The following is a 13,798-nucleotide window of genomic DNA, read 5'->3' on the forward strand; positions in this document are numbered from 1 at the left end:
CACACCTTGCGCGAGCCCTGTCAAAGCGACCGGCCGGGCCGGCAGGATCAGCCGTTGACGCGCGTGACGTCGGCGACGCAGGGCTTGGCACGCAGCTGCCGGAGCGTCTGGGTGAGGTGCTGGATGTCCCAGACCTCCAGCTCGATGATCATCTTGGTGAAGTCCGGAGCCGTCGAGATCATCGAAAGATTGTGGATGTTGGCGTCGTTGATGGCGATCGTCTCGGCGATCTCCGCCAGCGAGCCCGGCTCGTTCTTCGCCGACAGCATGATGCGGGCCGGGAAGCGTTCGCTCATCGCCTCGTCGAGGTCCCACCTGACGTCCACCCAGCGGTCCGGCTCGTCGTCATAGGCGGTGAGTGCCGGCGACTGGATCGGGTAGATGGTGATCCCCTTGCCGGGCTCGATGATGCCGACGATGCGGTCGCCCGGCACGGCTCCGTCCGGCCCGAAGCGGACCGGCATGTCCTCCCCGGCGCCGCGGATCGGGATCGCCTTGCCGTTGGTGCGCGGCTTCGCCTTGGAGCGGCCGGGCACGCGGAAGATCATGCCGGCGGCGGTGCGCAGGTTGAACCAGCCCTCGTCCTCGCCGGTTTCCGCCGCCCGCGCCGCCCGGCTTTCCTGATAGTCCGGGAAGGCTGCCCTCAGGACGTCCGTCGGCTTCAGCTCGCCGCGACCGACGGCTGCCAGCGCGTCCTCGATTTCGCGGTGCCCGAGCTTGCCGAGCAAGGGTTTCAGCGCCTCGCGCGCGTAGGCCTTGCCGGCGCGCGAAAAGGTGCGCTCGAGGATCTGCTGGCCGATGCCGGAATACTGCTTGCGGATCGAGGCCCGCGCGGCCCGCCGGATCGCCGCCCGGGCCTTGCCGGTGACCGCGATGGTCTCCCAGGCCTGGGGCGGCGTCTGCCCCTTGGCGCAGATGACCTCGACCTCGTCGCCATTGGCGAGTTCGGTGACCACCGGCATGATCCGGCCGTCGATCTTGCAGCCGACGCAATTGTCGCCGACCTCGGAGTGGACGGCATAGGCAAAATCGATCGGCGTCGCGCCGCGCGGCAGGGCGATCAGCCGACCCTTCGGGGTAAAGCAGAACACCTGGTCCTGAAAGAGCTCGAGCTTGGTGTGTTCGAGGAACTCTTCCGGATTGTCGCCGGAAGCCAGCAGCTCGATGGTCCGGCGCAGCCAGCCATAGGCGTTGGATTCCTTCGACAGATGCACGGCACCCGACGTCGCGCCGTCCTTGTAGAGCGTATGGGCGGCGACGCCGTATTCGGCGACCTCGTGCATCTCCCGGGTGCGGATCTGCAGTTCGACGCGTTGGCGCGACGGCCCGACGATAGTGGTGTGGAGCGAGCGGTAGTCGTTCTGCTTGGGCGTCGAGATGTAGTCCTTGAACCGCCCGGGCACCATCGGCCAGGTGCGGTGGACGATCCCCAGCGTCTGGTAGCAGGACTCCACGTCGTCGACGATCACCCGGAAGCCGAAGATGTCGGAAAGCTGTTCGAGCGACAGCGCCTTGCGCTGCATCTTGGAGAAGACCGAATAGGCGGTCTTCTGCCGGCCGGAAACGCTCGCCTGGATGCCGTTCTCCTTGAGCTTCGCGGTCAGGTCCCGTTCGATGGCGGCGATCGTTTCGGCGTGCCGGGCCTTCAGTTCGGCGAGGCGAGCCGTGATCGTCTCGAAGGCGTCGAGATTGATGTGACGAAACGACAGCTGCTCCAGCTCGTCGCGCATGTCCTGCATGCCCATGCGTCCGGCCAGCGGCGCATAGATGTCCATCGTCTCCTGGGCGATGCGGGCGCGCTTTTCCGGCGCCATCGGCCCCAGCGTGCGCATGTTGTGCAGCCGGTCGGCGAGCTTGACGAGGAGGACGCGGATGTCGTCGGCGATCGCCAGGAGCAGCTTGCGCAGGTTCTCCGCCTGCGCGGCCTTCTTGGAGACGAGGTCGAGCTTCTTCAGCTTGGTCAGGCCCTCGACCAGCTGGCCGATCTTCGGCCCGAACAGCTGGTCGATCTCCTTGCGGGTGGCGTCGGTGTCCTCGATCGTGTCGTGCAACAGGGCGACGGCCACCGTCGCCTCGTCGAGATGCATGTCGGTGAGGATCGCCGCCACCTCGAGCGGGTGGGAGAAATACGGATCGCCGCTGGCGCGCTTCTGCGAGCCATGCTTCTGCATGGCGTAGACATAGGCCCGGTTGAGAAGCGCTTCGTCGAGATCCGGCTTGTAGGCCGCGACTTTCTCGACGAGTTCGTATTGCCGCATCATGGGCTTGTGGCGACCGGCTCTGACTGGTGACGGAATGACGAAGGGGGCATCGCTCCATCCGGAACGACACCCCCTAATATAGTGTCAACGCCTGCCGGTATTGTAGAGGCAGACGCCCTCGTCGGCTCAATAATCGTCGGTCTTCTCGGGCGGCACGAGACCTTCGATGCCGGCCAGAAGGTCCTCTTCCGACATCCGGTCGAAGGAGACCGGCTCGGCATCCTCGGCTGCCGGCTCGACCGCGGCGGGAACCTCGGAATTCGCGGCGGCGATGAGGCGCTGGTTCTCCTCGGCGCGGCCCTGGTCGGGGCGCGGCTCCGGCTCGTCCACCTCGACGTGCTTCTGTAACGAGTGGATCAGATCTTCCTTCAGGTCGCCGGGCGAGAGCGTCTCGTCGGCGATCTCGCGGAGCGCGACGACGGGGTTCTTGTCGTTGTCGCGGTCGATGGTTATGGTCTGTCCTTGCGAGATCTGGCGCGCCCTGTGGCTGGCAAGGAGAACCAACTCGAAGCGGTTCTCGACCTTGTCGACGCAATCTTCTACGGTGACGCGGGCCATGCCTGTCTCCTGCAACGGGTCAAATTCGGTGACGAAGACCCGGACATAGACGTTTCGTCCGCGCGCGGCAAGTACCCCATTGATTTCGCCTGCGGTGACTCTGCGGGGAACGAGAGTCCTCGGGTCGGCAGGAGAGGTGGGGTCGGCAGGAGAGGTGGGGTCGGCAGGAGAGATGCAGCCGGAGCGCCGGTCTCCCGCCAGGCGCCCCGCCGCCGTCAGTGCAAGCATATCGAGCCGATCGATCCGCAGAGGATGCATCCGACGGAGCGGCCTCGACCGGCAGTGCATCTTGCCGGCTGCCCAGCAAACCTGCTACGGGCGCTGCTGGTCCGAGATCGACTTGGTGATTCCAGAATTCGCAGTCCGACTATTCAGCTTTACCCCGCTTTCTAACGCGAGTTGCAAAAAATGTTTGATCAACGCGAGAAACTTGCTTTATTCATTGACGGCGCCAATCTTTACGCAACGTCAAAAAATCTTAGCTTCGATATCGACTACAAGAAGATGCTCAGCTGGTTCCAGCGGCAATCTTATGTACTTCGCGCTTATTATTATACGGCGCTGATCGAAGACAACGAATATTCGTCGATCCGACCGCTGATCGACTGGCTGGACTACAACGGCTACCGCGTCGTCACCAAGCCGGCGAAGGAGTTCACCGATCCGTCCGGCCGCCGCAAGATCAAAGGCAACATGGACATCGAACTCGCCATCGATGCCATGGAACTGGTCGATACCGTCGATCACTTCGTCCTGTTCTCCGGCGACGGCGATTTCCGCTCGCTGGTCGAGGCGCTGCAGCGCAAGGGACGCAAGGTTTCGGTGGTCTCGACGCTGACCTCCTCGCCGCCGATGGTCTCCGACGACCTGCGCCGCCAGGCCGACCATTTCATCGACATCGTCACGCTGCGCGGCGAGATCGGCCGCACTCCGGCCGAGCGCGAAGCCCGCATGGCCCGCCGGGCCGAGGCGGAATCCGAAGACGACGACTACTGAGCGGCAAGGCAGCAGACTTCTTGTCCACACCGAGGCCCCTCACGGCCGCCGGTCCCCACGGCGGCGCGGCCCATCCCTTTGCCGGCACGCCGGCCGAGCCGCCGCGCGACTGCCCGCGCTGCCCCCGCCTCGCCGCGTTCCGCGAAGACTGGCGCGCCCGCGAGCCGTCCTGGCACAACGCGCCGGTGCCGAGCCTGCTTCCGCCCGGGGGGCCGGACGGCGTCCGGCTCCTCGTCGTCGGCCTCGCGCCGGGCCTTCGGGGCGCCAACCGCACCGGCCGCCCCTTCACCGGCGACTATGCCGGCGATCTTCTCTATGCGACGCTGACGCGTTTCGGCTTCGCCAACGGCCGCTTCGACGCCCGGCCCGACGACGGGCTGGAACTGATCGGCGCCGCGATCACCAATTCGGTCCGCTGCGTGCCGCCGGAAAACAAGCCCGTCGGCGCCGAGATCAACGCCTGCCGGCCGTTCCTCACTCAAACGATCGCCCGCCTGCCCGATCTTCGCGCCGTCGTCACCCTCGGCAAGATCGCCCACGATTCCACCATCCGGACCCTCGGCGGCCGTCTCGCGGCGCATCCCTTCCGCCACAATGGCGCGACCGACCTCGCCGGGCTGCGGATCTTTTCGAGCTATCACTGCTCGCGCTACAACACCAACACCGGTCGGCTGACGACCGAGATGTTCGAGGCGGTGTTTGCGGAGGTGGCGGGGTTTTTGGACTAACTATCGCTTTGCGTCACGCATCGACGTGGCACCGTCGTTACCGCCGTCGCGACGTCTCATGCATTGAAAGCGCTCCCCGCACCGCCTATCAATGACCACAGTGGTCATGGGAGCAAGCCGATGCGTGAGATCCAGTTGCGCGATGCCAAGGCGGCGCTTTCGGCTGTGGTCGACGACGCCAACCGCGGCGAGCCGTCGATCATCACGCGCCATGGCAAGCCGGAAGCGGTCATCCTGTCCTTCGACGAATGGCAGCGTCTCTCGACGGTGCCGAGCTTCGGCAAGCTCCTGGCCGCCTCGGGACTCGTCGATGGCGACATTCCCGAGCGTGACGAGACGCCACTGCACGACCTCGATCGTTGAGCTACCTGCTGGACACCAACATCCTGTCCGAAAGTGCGCCGGTGAAGGATCAGCGGTGGAGCTTCGGCGAGCTGAAGGACTGGTTGGAAGCCGCCACCGACCACATCTTTCTTTCGGTCGTGACGATAGCGGAGATCGAGGCCGGAGCCGAGCTGTCGACGATCAGGGGGCAACATCGGAAGGCGGCGCGCCTGCGGGCCTGGCTGCAAACCGTCGAGCACCTCTACGGCAATCGCATCCTGCCGCTCGACCGCGACGCGGCGCGCCTCGCCGGCATGCTTTCGGCCCGGGCCAGGATGAGCGGCGCCGCACCCGGTCTCGCCGACGTCGCAATCGCCGCGACGGCCGCGGCGCACGGCCTGCGGCTCGTGACCCGTAACGCCAGACACTTCGCACCCATGGGCATTGCGTTGACGAATCCCTACGAAGACGGCCCGCCTCCCCTCCCCGGATCGTAGACCTACCCGATCTCGTGGATCGTCGCGGTCATCGTCTCCCCCTCCACCATCACCGTCGCCACGGCGACCGGCAGCTTGAAGCGGCGGCGGCCGGCGCTGCCGGGATTGAGATGAAGGACCCCGTCGCGGGTCTCGATGCCGGGCTTGTGCGAATGGCCCGCGATCACCGCGTCGATCGCCTCGGCCGCAGGGTCGAAGGCGAGATCGCCCCGATCGTGGATGACGAAGAAGCGACGCCCGAAGAGGTCCACCGTCGCGGTCTCCGGAAATTCGCGCGCCCATGCCGCCTCGTCGACATTGCCGCGGATCGCCGTCACCGGCGCGATCTTTCGAAGCTGCGGCACGATCTCCGCCGCGCCGATGTCGCCGGCATGGATGATGTGCTCAGCGGCGCGGAGGGGGACGAGGGCTTCCGGCCGCAACAGGCCGTGCGTGTCCGAGATGATCCCGACGATGGGCATGGGCTGCGCCCGCTCCATTTCCGATCCGCTCATGGTCCGCCGCGTCCGGCACCGGCATTCCCCGGCCCCATGGCGGTTCGGGGCGGAACGGCCGTCCTTCCGCAGCGTTCCCGGTAAAAGCACGACGAAGGACGGATCATGGCCAAGGGGCAGAAGACGAAGAAGCCGGCGACGAAGTCGAAAAAGGTCGAGGTCAAGCCGTCGCGCAAGGCGGAAGGCCGGGTCGAGGTGTTCCGCGCCCTGTCGGCCCGCATCGCCGAGGGCGAGCAGATCGTCCCGCCGGTCCTTCTCACCGGCCAGGCCCGGCGCGAGCACGTCCGCTCGACCCTGCGGGAGGATCACGCCCAGCGCATCGAACAGCGCAACGAGGCCGCCCGGATGAAGTTCGACGAACTCGCGGGCGACTTCTTCAAGTTCTTCCGCGGCACCGCCCTCCTCTTTTATCGCGACATGGTCGGCGAGGATGCCGACATGCCGTCCGTCATGGCGCTCGGCGACGTCCATCCGGAGAATTTCGGCGTCATGCCCGACGAGCACGGCGCGCCGATCTTCGGCGTCAACGATTTCGACGAGACGATCTACGCCCCCTTCACCTTCGACCTGAAGCGCGGCGCCGTCGGCTTCTGGATCGCCGCACGCGAGGAAGGCGGGCTGAAGCGCAAGAAGCGGCGCAAGATCGTCGAGCATTTCGTCAGCGGCTACTTCACGGCGATGGAGGGCTATGCCGAACATGCGACGGAAAAGAACGACAGCTACCGGATGGACAACTCGCCGAAGGTGATCCAGCGGCTGTTCGAGGAGGCCTGGGAGGAGCGCGAGGCCTGGCTTTGGGAGGACTATCTCGACGGCTCCGGCCGGGGCTTTCGCCCCTCCGACGAGCTGCAGCCGATCTCCGGCGAGATCGGCAAGTTCCAGAAGGCGATCGACGAGCTCGCCGAGGCCAACGGCATCGACGCGCACCGGCGCGCCGGCGAGCTGAAGGTCAAGGACGTCTGCATGCGCCACGGCCAGGGCACCGCCTCGCTCGGCCTGCCGCGCTACTACGTCCTCATCGAGGGCCCCTCGAAGAATGCCACCGACGACATCATCATCGAGTTCAAGAGCGCCCGGCGCTCGGCCCTCGACGGCCTCGTCCCGCCGTCCGACTTCAACGCCGGCGACAAGGCCGACCGCATCGCCCACGGCCAGGCCGTGCAGCTCGCCCACGGCGACGTCTTCTACGGCGCCGTGACGATCGACGGCGAAAGCTTCATGAGCCGCGAGCGCGCGCCCTTCCGCGACGACATCGACCTCGACGAGCTGAGCTACTCGACCTGGAAGGAATACGCCGAAGTCTGCGGCGCGGTGCTCGCCCAGGCCCACGCGCTCTCCGACGACCTCGGCCAGATCGACTACGACGTCGAACCCTCCATCGTCGCCGCCGCCACCCCGCGCGACCTCTTCGTCGCCGACCTCGTCCGCTTCGCCGAAGAAGCCGCCGACCGCCTCGAGCAAGACCACGCCTTCTTCCGCGAGGACCACGCGCTGGGGGCGTTCGACAGCATCGATATGGTTTATCGGTGAGGGTAGCGGACGGCGCCGGTCGTCAAGGGGGGGCTCGGCGAAAGAGGGCCGGAAGGAGACTGGCAGCTTCCGGGCGGGATCCGCGGAAAGCTGACCTTCGGCTTCCGACACAATCGGACCGTTTGCCTCGACGCTGTATCAGCCGTGAAGCGGGACATTCGCACTTGAAGCCCGCCTTCGCTGGTGCGGGTTTGCTAATTCAGCGAAGCCATCGTCGTGCGACGAAATCGGAATATCCAATCATATTTCCAAAAAGGCTGAGCGCGGCTGTAATTAAAAAAACCATGAGAATTGCATAATCGGCAGAAAATGGGATGGATTGATAATGCATCACAGAGAAAAACACGATTAAATCTAAGATAAAAGAAATTGCCGCGCTAATCGATACCATGATCCAATATTCTCTTCCAAGTGGTGGACTGCTCTCGCGCCGGACGTAAAAATAGAGGGTGGTGGAACACGATAGCAGAATCGTGATGCCGCTCACGCCCGATCCGGATGCTGGAACAAAGGGAAAATAAAAAATCAGTAAAACAATCAAAATTCTCCAGACAATAAAAGCCGATATATATATGAATTGATAACCAAGCAATTCTTTTAATGGCATCCGAAAAATCCCGCTCCTTGGCTATGTCTGAGAGCGAGAGAATGCGCAGTGACGACTGTCGCGGCTAGCCCTCCTGCCTTAGAATATCGGAGGGCTTGCCTCCGGCGTTCCGCTGTCCCCTCCGTTTCATCGGAGGCGGGCGGCCAGACATCGCTGCGGCGCTTCTTCAAGGGCCCGGCGAGGAGACTGCCGCCAAACTCGGGCCCAGCCGCGCCGCCGGGGGTCTTCGCACGGGGTTTTCGCGGCGTCGGTCGGTGTCGCCGCGGGCGGGCGCATCGAGCGCCGGAGACGGCGAGAGAGGCTCACCCCTCCTTCAAAATCCGCTGCTTCTGGCGGTTCCAGTCGCGCTCCTTGATGGTCTGGCGCTTGTCGGGGGCGTTCTTGCCCCTCGCGACGGCGAGTTCCATCTTGGCCATGCCGCGATCGTCGAAATAGATCTTCAGCGGCACCAGCGTCATGCCGTCCCGCTGCACCGCGCCGGCGAGCTTGTTCAGCTGGGTGCGGTGGACGAGCAGCTTGCGGCGGCGTTTCGGGTTGTGGTTGAAGCGGTTGGCCTGGAGATATTCCGGCAGATTGGAATTGATCAGCCAGAGTTCGCCCTGCTCTTCCGTCGCATAGGCCTCGGCGATCGAGGCCTTGCCGCCGCGCAGCGACTTCACCTCGGTGCCGGTCAGGACGAGCCCCGCCTCCAGCGTCTCGACGATCTCGTAGTTGAACCGCGCCTTGCGGTTCTCGGCCGCGACGTTCGAGTCGGATTTTTTCTTGGCCATGGTTCGATCCGGTGCGCGGAAAGCGCACGTCCCTTCTGTTCGCGTGCCGAGACGACATCTGGTCCCTGCCCGCCGGATCCGCCAGGGCGCAGCCGGCAAAGCCGGCCTCACGCGCCCCGACCGGTGCCTTCCGGCAGGAAGGTCGGCGGGATCGTCAGCCGGCGAGGCCGGCATGGGCGAGCGCCCGGTCGATCGTCTCGGCGGTCGAGGCCTCGATCGGCACCAGCGGCAGGCGGACGCTGTTGGCGACCTTGCCGAGCCGGTTCAGCGCGTATTTCACCCCCGTCGGGCTCGGCTCGAGGAACAGCGCCTTGTGCAGCGGCATCAGCCTGTCCTGGATCTCGACCGCCGTCCGATAGTCGCCCCTCGCGCAGGCGCCCTGCATCTCCGCACAGAGCCGCGGCGCGACGTTCGCCGTCACCGAGATGCAGCCGTGGCCGCCATGGGCGTTGAAACCGAGGGCCGTCGAATCCTCGCCGGAGAGCTGCACGAAACCGGTGCCGCAGGTCGCCCGCTGCTCGGAGACGCGGTCGACCTTGGCGGTCGCGTCCTTGACGCCGACGATGTTGGCGAAGTCGGCGCAGAGCCGGCCCATCGTCTCGGGCGTCATGTCGATGATCGAGCGGCCGGGAATGTTGTAGATCAGGATCGGCAGCGACACCGCCTCGGCGATCGCTGCATAGTGGGCGTAGAGACCGCGCTGGTTCGGCTTGTTGTAGTAGGGCGTCACCACCAGCAGGCCGTCGGCCCCGGCCGTTTCGGCAAAGGCGGCGAGATCGATCGCCTCGTCGGTGTTGTTGGAGCCGGCGCCGGCGATCACGGGAACGCGTCCGGTCGCGACCTTGACGCAGACCTCGACGACGCGCTTGTGTTCGTCATGGCTAAGCGTCGGGCTCTCGCCGGTGGTGCCGACCGGGACGACGCCGGTCGAGCCTTCGGCGATCTGCCACTCGACGAAGTCGGCGAAGGTCTCCTCCGCAAACGTGCCGTCCTCGGCGAAAGGCGTCACCAGCGCCGGAATCGAGCCATTGAACATCATTCACTCCCACCCCTCCGGGCCCCTGCCGCGGAGTTTATCGTTTTTTTTCCGGGAAAGCCGCCGCCATCGTCCGCGGCAGGCTGCCGACGGTCCGGACGCTGAAGACGCCGTTCCGATGGCTCGGCGCCCCGGCCCGAATGAGCGAGGCGGCCGCCGGAAACGAGCGCCCTCGGCAAGTCGCCGGGCCACGCGCCGCCCCTGGAGCGGCCGTTCGAACCGGCAGGTGTCGCGATCGGACTGCGGTCGGCGAACTCACAGACGGCGCGAACCGTCGCGATGCTTTCGCTGGTCGGGCGAACATATTGAAGCTCGAAAGGGGAAACAAGCGGGCTCGTCAATGTCGGCAGCATCGGCGAGACTGGGGACGGTAACAGGAGCTTAACGGCGATCGTGGAAGAATCGACAACCATGCCGGAGACGAAAGCGCCGGCGTTCCGACCGACGTTTCGACACCCGATGAGGATGTTCATGCCGAAGCCCTCGCGCCTCGCCCGACTGCTGCTGGTGTCGCTGGCGACCTCGCTGATCGCGCAGCCCACGCTCGCGCAGACGGACTTCCTGCCCGATCTCGGCCCGCTGCCGACGGCGCGGCCGGGCGGCGTCGCCGTGGGCGTCGGTCTCGATCCCGGCCGGTTCGGCGCCGCGGTTCCGGCCCCGATCCCGTCGGGCATTCCCGTTCCCCGCCGGGCGCCGGCCGCGCAGGTTCCGGCCGAGGCGGCAGCCTTCACCGCCTCGATCGCGGCGATGCCGCGCGCCATGTCGCCCGTCGCCCCCGTCAACGGCGCGCTGAAGGACGGGCTGCAGGCGCTGTCCGACGGCAATGCCCTCAGGGCCCGCGCGATCCGCGAGGGCATGACGCCCGGCAGCCTCGACCGCGAGATCCTCACCTGGGCGATCGCCCTGACCGGCGGCCGGGACGTTCCGGCGATCGACATCGCCAATGCCGCCCGCACGCTCGCCGGCTGGCCGGGCATGAAGGCGCTGCGGATCAATTCCGAAAAGGCGATCTGGCGCGAGGACCGCCCCGCCCCCGAGGTGATCTCCGCCTTCGCCGGCAGCACGCCGGAAAGCCCCGAAGGCGCGATGGCGCTGGCGAAGGCCTATCTCGGCGTCGGCGAGGTCGGCCGCGCCAAGCAGCTGATCCAGAAGAGCTGGCGGACCGAGGTGATGGACCGCTCGACCGAAAGCCGGATGTTGTCGACCTTCGGCACGCTGCTCGGCCGGAGCGACCACAAGCACCGCATGGACATGCTGCTCTATCGCGAGCGGGTGAGCGACGCCGAGCGCGTCGCCAAGCTCGCCGGGGCGAGCGAACTCTACGCCGCCCGCGCCGCCGTGATCCGCAACCAGTCGAATGCCGGACGGCTGCTCGCCGCCGTGCCGCGGTCCGAGCGCTCGGACCCCGGCTATCTGCTCGCGGTCGTCGAGCTGGACCGCAAGGCCCACAAGGTCGACGAGGCGGCCGAGATCCTCGCCAACTCGCCGCGAGACCCGGCGACCTTGATCGATCCCGACGCCTGGTGGAACGAGCGGCGCATCGTCGCCCGCGACCTTCTCGATCTCGGCAAGGCGAAACAGGCCTACCGCATCGCCGCCGGCCATTCGGCGCTGGATTCCACCGAGGCCGTGGAGGCCGAGTTCCACGCCGGCTGGATCGCGCTGCGCTTCCTCGGCGACGCCGCCACCGCATCCCAGCATTTCGCCCGCATCGTCCAGATGTCGAACAAGCCGCTGTCCCTGTCGCGCGGCTATTACTGGCTCGGCCGGGCCGCCGAGGCGGCGCGCTCCGGCAGCGCCGGCGGCTACTACCAGCGGGCCGCGCACTACGGCGCGACCTATTACGGCCAGCTCGCCGCCTCGCGGCTCGGCCACCGCCCCGGCCCGATCGCCTTCCCGAACCCGAGCAGCGCCGAGCGTCAGCGCTTTGCCTCCCGCCCCGCGGTGAGGGCGATCCAGCGGCTCGAGCAGATCGGCTCGGACTGGCGCGCCGACATCCTCTATCGCGGCCTTGCCGACGAGCTCGACAGCCCGGGCGAGCTCGCCCTCCTTTCGGTCATGGCCGAGCGGCGCGGCGACCATCATCTCGTGCTGCAGGTCGGCAAGATCGCCTATTGGCGCGGCGTCGACGCCCCCGCCCTCGCCTTCCCGATCGGCGTCATCCCGGAAAGCGCCAACATCTCGGCCTCGGGCAAGGCGCTCGCCTATGCCATCGCCCGGCAGGAAAGCGCCTTCAATCCCAAGGCCCGCTCGCCGGTCGGCGCCCTCGGCCTGCTGCAGCTGATGCCGGGGACGGCGAAGAGCATGGCCCGCAAGGTCGGCGTCGCCTATTCGCCCCAGCGGCTGACCGCAGATCCAGGCTACAACGCCACGCTCGGGGCGCAGTATCTCGGCGATCAGATCGACAATTTCGACGGCTCCTACGTGCTCACCTTCGCCGCCTACAATGCCGGTCCGCGGCGGGCGCGCGAATGGATCGAACGCTTCGGCGATCCGCGCGGCATGTCGCTCGATCAGGTGGTCGACTGGGTGGAGCGGATCCCCTTCACCGAGACGCGCAACTACGTCCAGCGGATCATGGAGAACTATCAGGTCTACAAAATGCGCCTCGGCGCGCCCTTCTCGATCGAGAGCGACCTCGTCAACGGCCGCCGGGGGTGACCAGGGCAATCGCTCGAAGCCGGGCCCAGGCTGGCGGTTGGCCTGATCTCCCCCCTTGCGGGGGAGATGCCGGCAGGCAGAGGGGGGTGACCTTGCTCCGGACGGTCGCCGGCCAGGGCCACGCGCCATTTCTCGAAAGCGCGGGGCTGCCGGAACGAATTCTGAAGATCGCCCGCGAGGCGGACCGCGCGGGATGAGAGCGCAAGCCCTTCATCCCGACGTGCGGAGCGAAGCCTCGAGGGGCGAGGATCTGCTGCCGGCACGGCGTCGAACAGCTGCCGATGCGCGGGCGATGCGCCCTCGCCCTTGGAGGCTCGCTGCGCGAGCGCCTCGGGGTGAGGGCGACTGTGAAAGCCGCTGCCTTTGAATCTCACTCCCCCGGCAAGAGCAGCGCCTGGCGGTTGTCGGCGGCGCGGTAGACGCCGAGGTTGCGGTATTCGGCGGAGAAGAACCGGAGTTCCTCGAGTGCCCGGCCGAGCGCCGGGTCGTGGGGATGGCCTTCGACGTCGGCGTAAAACAGCGTCGCCGAGAAGCTGCCGCCGAGCTGGTAGCTCTCCAGCTTGGTCATGTTGATGCCGTTGGTGGCAAAGCCGCCGAGCGCCTTGTAGAGCGCCGCCGGAATGTTCTTCACCCGGAAGACGAAAGTGGTCACGACGTTGCGGCTGACCATCTGGCGGCCGTCGTCGCTCTTTTCCGGGTCGCGCGCGGCCCACAGGCTCAACCGCTGCTCGTCGGGATCGGCGAAGGGCTGCTGGCCCGGATTGGCCAGGATGACGAAGCGGGTGACGTTGTTGGCCGCGTCCTCGACGTCTTCCTCGACGATCGAGAGGCCATAGTACTCGGCGGCGAGCCGCGGCGCGAGGGCGCCCCGCGTCCGGTCCCCGGCCTCGGCCACCTCGCGGGCGGCCCCGGCGGTATCGCCCGAGACCTGCGGCTTCCAGCCCTGCGCCCGCAGATATTTGCGGCATTGGCCGAGCGCGTGGATGTGGCTGGAGACGCTGCGGATCTCGCTGCGCTCGACGCCCGGCAGCGCCATCAGCTGAAAATGGATCGGCATGAAGTATTCGCCGACGATCTGCAGGCCGGAATCCGGCATCAGCAGATGAATGTCGGCGACGCGGCCGGCCAAAGTGTTCTCGATCGGGATCATCGCCCGCTCGACCCGCCGCTCCCGGCCCTCGTGCTCCACCGTACCGGTCTTCAGCGCGGCGAAGGCATCGTCGAAGGACGGGCACGGCAGCGCCTCGTAGGCGTCGCCGAAGACGTCCCGGACGGCCATGTCGGAATTGGCGCCGGGTTCGCCCTGGAAGGCGATCATCGGGCGGTCGTCGGCCAT

The 13,798-nt window shown here is 66.7% G+C and carries 13 protein-coding genes; 6 read left to right on the forward strand and 7 right to left on the reverse strand.

Annotation, left to right across the window (positions count from 1 at the left end; translation table 11 throughout):
• Nucleotides 1–47 precede the first annotated feature (47 nt).
• Both LZD57_RS22300 and rpoZ read right to left on the reverse strand, forming a co-directional pair.
• Entirely contained in the window at nt 48–2,261 is a 2,214-nt protein-coding gene (locus LZD57_RS22300; RefSeq protein WP_233721795.1) for a RelA/SpoT family protein, read from the reverse strand.
• Between the two features lie 126 nt (nt 2,262–2,387).
• The gene (gene rpoZ, locus LZD57_RS22305) at nt 2,388–2,819 is read right to left on the reverse strand and encodes a DNA-directed RNA polymerase subunit omega (protein ID WP_233721796.1); all 432 of its coding nucleotides are present in this window, start codon (nt 2,817–2,819) and stop codon (nt 2,388–2,390) included.
• 408 nt (nt 2,820–3,227) lie between these two features.
• Here rpoZ and LZD57_RS22310 point away from each other — a divergent pair, with 408 nt between their 5' ends.
• The 4 genes from LZD57_RS22310 (at nt 3,228) to LZD57_RS22325 (ending at nt 5,364) form a co-directional block, all read left to right on the forward strand.
• A complete protein-coding gene (locus tag LZD57_RS22310; RefSeq protein ID WP_233721797.1) occupies nt 3,228–3,815 on the forward strand; it encodes a LabA-like NYN domain-containing protein in 588 nt (195 codons plus the stop codon).
• 20 nt (nt 3,816–3,835) lie between these two features.
• Nucleotides 3,836–4,543: a uracil-DNA glycosylase gene (locus tag LZD57_RS22315; RefSeq protein WP_233721798.1), complete on the forward strand. Its 708-nt coding sequence runs from the start codon at nt 3,836–3,838 to the stop codon at nt 4,541–4,543.
• A gap of 120 nt (nt 4,544–4,663) precedes the next feature.
• Nucleotides 4,664–4,906 carry a type II toxin-antitoxin system Phd/YefM family antitoxin gene (locus LZD57_RS22320; RefSeq protein WP_233721799.1) on the forward strand — a complete coding sequence of 81 codons (243 nt, stop codon included), beginning with the start codon at nt 4,664–4,666 and terminating at the stop codon, nt 4,904–4,906.
• The gene (locus LZD57_RS22325; RefSeq protein WP_233721800.1) at nt 4,903–5,364 is read left to right on the forward strand and encodes a PIN domain-containing protein; all 462 of its coding nucleotides are present in this window, start codon (nt 4,903–4,905) and stop codon (nt 5,362–5,364) included. The genes LZD57_RS22320 and LZD57_RS22325 overlap by 4 nt, the downstream gene beginning before the upstream one ends.
• 2 nt (nt 5,365–5,366) lie before the next feature.
• Here the strand turns inward: LZD57_RS22325 and LZD57_RS22330 are convergent, their stop codons facing one another.
• The gene (locus tag LZD57_RS22330) at nt 5,367–5,858 is read right to left on the reverse strand and encodes a metallophosphoesterase family protein (protein WP_233721801.1); all 492 of its coding nucleotides are present in this window, start codon (nt 5,856–5,858) and stop codon (nt 5,367–5,369) included.
• 105 nt (nt 5,859–5,963) lie between these two features.
• On the opposite strand from LZD57_RS22330, the gene LZD57_RS22335 reads away from it, so the two are divergent.
• Nucleotides 5,964–7,388, forward strand: a complete 1,425-nt coding sequence (locus tag LZD57_RS22335) for a DUF2252 domain-containing protein (protein WP_233721802.1) — start codon at nt 5,964–5,966, stop codon at nt 7,386–7,388.
• Between the two features lie 199 nt (nt 7,389–7,587).
• On the opposite strand, the gene LZD57_RS22340 is transcribed toward LZD57_RS22335, so the two are convergent.
• The 3 genes from LZD57_RS22340 to dapA form a co-directional block, all read right to left on the reverse strand.
• The gene (locus LZD57_RS22340) at nt 7,588–7,995 is read right to left on the reverse strand and encodes a hypothetical protein (protein WP_233721803.1); all 408 of its coding nucleotides are present in this window, start codon (nt 7,993–7,995) and stop codon (nt 7,588–7,590) included.
• A gap of 302 nt (nt 7,996–8,297) precedes the next feature.
• Entirely contained in the window at nt 8,298–8,765 is a 468-nt protein-coding gene (gene smpB, locus LZD57_RS22345; protein WP_233721804.1) for an SsrA-binding protein SmpB, read from the reverse strand.
• Nucleotides 8,766–8,919: 154 nt separating this feature from the next.
• Nucleotides 8,920–9,801 carry a 4-hydroxy-tetrahydrodipicolinate synthase gene (dapA, locus tag LZD57_RS22350; protein WP_233721805.1) on the reverse strand — a complete coding sequence of 294 codons (882 nt, stop codon included), beginning with the start codon at nt 9,799–9,801 and terminating at the stop codon, nt 8,920–8,922.
• A gap of 471 nt (nt 9,802–10,272) precedes the next feature.
• On the opposite strand from dapA, the gene LZD57_RS22355 reads away from it, so the two are divergent.
• Complete coding sequence (locus LZD57_RS22355) at nt 10,273–12,462, forward strand: lytic transglycosylase domain-containing protein (protein ID WP_233721806.1); 2,190 nt, start codon at nt 10,273–10,275, stop codon at nt 12,460–12,462.
• A gap of 370 nt (nt 12,463–12,832) precedes the next feature.
• Here LZD57_RS22355 and LZD57_RS22360 read toward each other — a convergent pair whose 3' ends face one another.
• Nucleotides 12,833–13,798 carry a prephenate dehydratase gene (locus tag LZD57_RS22360; protein ID WP_420844850.1) on the reverse strand — a complete coding sequence of 322 codons (966 nt, stop codon included), beginning with the start codon at nt 13,796–13,798 and terminating at the stop codon, nt 12,833–12,835.

The sequence above is a fragment of the Jiella avicenniae genome (genome assembly GCF_021390325.1).
GTDB classification, from domain to species: Bacteria; Pseudomonadota; Alphaproteobacteria; order Rhizobiales; family Rhizobiaceae; genus Jiella; species Jiella avicenniae.